The organism is Streptomyces sp. NPDC030820 (assembly GCF_055572075.1).
The window spans coordinates 1-3,536 of sequence record NZ_JBVIEB010000040.1; the positions used below are offsets into that span (position 1 = coordinate 1).

A 3,536-nucleotide genomic window follows, 5' to 3' on the forward strand; every position below is an offset into this window, starting at 1 on the left:
GCTGCTGGTCTCGCGGGCCCGTCGGGCGGGGCTGGAGATCACCGCGCGGCAGGTGTTCGAGCATCGGACCCCCGCCGCCCTCGCCACGGTCGCCGAACGACTGCCTGACGGTGACGCCGATGACGCTGAAGCTCTCGCCGTGCTCGACGCCGTGGGTGAGGTGCCGCTGACCCCGGCGATGTCCGCGCTCGCCGATGAGGCCGGATCGTCCGCGCTGGAGGGTGGTTTCTTCCAGTCGATGATGGTGCAGGTTCCGGCGGGGCTCGACTTCGGACGGCTCGGCGAAGCCCTGCGTGTTCTGGTCGATCACCACGATGTGCTGCGGGCGCGGCTGGAGTCCTCGGCGGCGGGGATGGTCGTGCCGCCGGCCTCCGAGGCGTTGCCGGTGTCGGACTGGCTGCGCCGGGTGGACGCGGCAGGCTTGGACGGTCTGGAGCTGCACCGGCTGATCGACGAGGAGGCCCGGGCGGCCGGTGACCGGTTGGACCCGACGGCCGGGCTGATGATGCAGGCGGTGTGGTTCGACGCCGGTCCCCGGACCGCTGGGCGGCTGCTGCTGGTGGGACATCACCTGGTCGTCGACGGGGTGTCCTGGCGCATCCTGCTGCCCGACCTGGCGTCGGCCTACGCCGATCTGACCGCTGGGCGTGAGGTCGTCCTGGATCCGGTGCGGGTGCCGTTCCGCCACTTCGCCGTCTCACTCGCCGAGCAGGCCGTCGGCGCTGAACGTACCGCCGAACTGCCGACGTGGACGCGGATTCTCCAGGGTTCCGAACCCTTGCTGGGGGCCCGCCCCTTGGACCGGGAGCGCGACGTGGCGACGTCCATGCTGCGGGTGGCGACGACCGTTCCCTCCGACGTCACGCAGGAACTGCTGACCCGTGTTCCGGCGGCGTTCAACGCGGGCGTCGACGACGTACTGCTGGCCGCGCTCGCTCTCGCGGTCGCGGAATGGCATCGCAGGCGCGGTACCTACGCGAGCGGCGGAGTCCTGGTGGACGTCGAGGGCCACGGGCGCGAGCCGCTGGTCGAGGGCATGGATCTGTCGCGGACGGTCGGCTGGTTCACCAGCGTGTATCCGGTGCGGCTGGATCCCGGGACGGCGGACTTCGCCGAGATACGGGCCGGAGGTCCGGCCGCCGGCCGGGCGGTGAAGCGGGTCAAGGAGCAGCTGCGGGAAGTCCCGGGCGACGGTCTGGGATTCGGGATGCTGCGTCATCTGAACCCGGAGACCGCGCCCGTCCTCGCCGAACTGCCGCAACCCCAGATCGGGTTCAACTACCTCGGCCGCTTCACCACGGGTGGGACGGGCGGGACGAGCGGCGGCGAGGACTGGCAGCCCGCCGGTGAGAACGCCCTGGGCGGTGGCGCCGACGCCGAGATGGCTGCCACCCATGCCCTGGAAGCCGCCGGACTGGTCCACGACACACCCGACGGTCCCGAGCTGGTCCTGTCGTTCACCTGGCCGCAGCAACTGCTGAATCGATCGGCGGTCGACGATCTCACGTCCGGCTGGAAAGCCATGCTCGCCGGGATCTGCGCGCACATCACCCGTCCCGGCGGCACCGGCGGTCATACGCCGTCCGACTTCTCGTTGGTGACTCTCGCTCAGCACCAGATCGACGAGCTCGAGCTCGACCTGGATCTCGATCTTACGGACGAAAGGTAAGACCTCAATGAAGCAGATGCGCGTCGAGGATGTCTGGCCGCTGTCGCCGCTGCAGGAGGGCTTGCTTTTCCACGCCCTTTATGACGAGCAGGTCGTCGACGTCTACGCGGCTCAGCGAATCCTGGACCTCGAAGGGGCACTCGACACCGGGGTCCTCCGGGCGTCGTGGGAGGCGCTGCTGGCGCGTCACGCGAGCCTGCGCGCGGGCTTCCGTCAGCCCGCGGGCGCCCAGCGGCTGGTCCAGGTGATCATGAGAAACGTGGCACTGCCCTGGCGGGAGGCCGACCTCTCGGACCTGTCCGAGGAGGAGGCGGTGGCCGAGGCGGAGCGCCTGGCGGAGGAGGAGCGCGAGCGCCGGTTCGACTTCGCACGGCCGCCGCTGCTGCGGCTGCTGCTGGTCCGGCTGGGTGCCGACCGTCACCGGCTGGTGATCACCCTGCATCACGTCGTGATGGACGGCTGGTCGATGCCGGTGCTGATGCGGGAGTGGCTGACGATCTACGCCGCCGGGGGACAGGCCGATGGGCTGCCGCCGGTGACGCCGTACCGCGAGTACCTGGCGTGGCTGGCGCGGCAGGACAAGGAGGCCGCGCGGGAGGCGTGGCGCCAGGCGCTGGCAGGGGTGGACGAGGCGACCCTGGTGGCACCCGCCGACCGCGATACGGCGGGGGTCATGCCGGGTGAGGCCGTCGCTCACGCCGGTGAACAACTGGCCGAGACATTACGGGTGGTGGCCCGGGACCATGGCCTCACACTCAACACCCTGATCCAGGGTGCCTGGGGTCTGTTGCTGGGGAAGCTGACGGGCCGTCGTGAGGTGGTGTTCGGTGCGACGGTGGCCGGGCGTCCGGCGGAGCTGCCGGGTGTGGAGAACATGCTCGGCCTGTTCATCAACACGGTGCCGGTTCGGGTGTCGCTGGACCCGGCGCAGACGATGATCGAGTTGCTCGGGGCACTGCAGGACCGGCAGGCGGCCCTGCTCCCGCACCAGCACCTCGGCCTGAGCGAGATCCAGCGGATCGCCGGCCCGGGAGCGGGCTTCGACACGTTGATGGCCTACGAGAACTTCCCGGCGGACCCTGGCCAGTTGGACGGTCCCGCCTCGCCGGGCGGCCTGAAGATCTCCGGAGTACCCGGCCAGGACACGGCCCACTACCCGCTCAGCCTGGCGGTCGTCCCGGCCGACGGCCTCAAACTGCGGCTCAGCTTCCGCCCCGATGTGTTCGACGAGGCGACCGTCGAGGCGCTCGTGGGTCGTCTGGTGCGGGTGTTGGAGCAGGTGGCGGCTGATCCGGGGGTGCGGGTGGGTCGGGTCGAGGTTCTGGGTGATGCGGAGCGGCGTGCGGTGTTGGGGGAGTGGAACGACACGGTGGTGTCGGTTCCGGGTGGTTCGTTGGTGTCGGTGTTCGAGGGGTGGGTGGATCGTTCGCCGGGTGTGGTGGCGGTTCGTTCGGGCTCGGATGTTCTGTCGTATGGGGAGTTGGAGGAGCGGGCGAACCGGTTGGCGCGGTATCTCCTGGGGCTTGGGGTTGGCCGGGAGAGTGTGGTGGGTGTGTGTCTGCCGCGGGGTGTGGACTGGGTGGTGGCGCTGCTGGCGGTGTGGAAGGCGGGTGGGGGGTATGTTCCGTTGGATCCGGAGTATCCGGCGGACCGGTTGGCGTTCATGGTCGCGGACAGCGGGGCCCGGGTGGTGTTGACGAGGTCCGGGCTGCTGGATGGCGTCGAGGGTGTGCTGTTGGACGACCCGGCTGTTGAGGCTGCGGTGGGGGCTGAGTCGGCGGATCGGCTGGGTGTGGATCCGGTGCCTGGTCAGTTGGCGTATGTGATTTATACGTCGGGTTCGACGGGGCGGCCGAAGGGTGTGGTC

General features: G+C 70.1%; 2 protein-coding genes. Both read left to right on the top strand.

The annotated features are described in order from the left end of the window. A partial coding sequence (locus ACZ418_RS42810) for a condensation domain-containing protein (protein WP_468374284.1) occupies window positions 1-1,669 on the top strand: 1,669 nt, incomplete at its 5' end. 7 nt (window positions 1,670-1,676) lie between these two features. Then, window positions 1,677-3,536 (top strand): condensation domain-containing protein (locus ACZ418_RS42815; protein ID WP_468374287.1); only part of this gene is annotated, 1,860 nt, incomplete at its 3' end.